This window comes from Planctomonas deserti (assembly GCF_003067705.1).
GTDB lineage: Bacteria > Actinomycetota > Actinomycetes > Actinomycetales > Microbacteriaceae > Planctomonas > Planctomonas deserti.
Map to the genome: position 1 here is coordinate 1 of NZ_QANL01000080.1, position 645 is coordinate 645.

The window sequence follows — 645 nt, forward strand, 5'->3', positions numbered from 1 at the left end:
GCCGCCGACAGTGTCGGCAGCGCGCGGCACAGCACGTAGACCAGCGCCACCAGCAGCACGGTCTGCAGGCTGGTCCAGCCCAACCGTTCCAGCATCGGGATCAGCATCGTGGTGTCCATGGCTCAGCCCTCGTGGCGACGCGATTGGAGTTGGGCGACCAGCGCTTCCAGCTCGGCCAGCTCGTTGTCGCTGACCTGCTGGCGCTGCGACAGGTAGGCCACGAACGGCGACACCGAGCCCTGGAGGGTGTTGTCGATGAACTGGGCCACGGCCCCCTGCAGCACGCTTTCCGGGCCACGGGTGGCCTGGTAGCGGTAGACGCCGTCCTGCTGCTGGCGACGAAGATACCCCTTCGCCCGCAGCCGCTCCATCATCGTCAGCACGGTGGACCGGGCCAGGCCACGGGCCTCGCCGTAGCCACTGGCGACCTCACCGACGCTGGCCGGCGCATGTTCATCGATGTACTGCAGCAGGGCCAGCTCCTGGTCCCCGATCGTCTTGCCACGCATGACACCACTCCCTTGACTACACGTGTCGTCACTGTCAGCTTGACGACAACTGTAGTCAACCCCCCGGAAGTCATGGGCCGACGAACGGTAGGGGTGCCGAGCGCTTAAACCTTTGGCGCGCCGGCTGCATCCGATC

1 protein-coding gene is annotated in these 645 nt (G+C 66.5%); it reads right to left on the reverse strand.

Going from position 1 to position 645, the window contains the following annotated elements:
* Positions 1–122: 122 nt before the first annotated feature.
* Entirely contained in the window at positions 123–509 is a 387-nt protein-coding gene (locus DAI20_RS19640) for a BlaI/MecI/CopY family transcriptional regulator (protein ID WP_108252892.1), read from the reverse strand.
* Positions 510–645 lie beyond the last annotated feature (136 nt).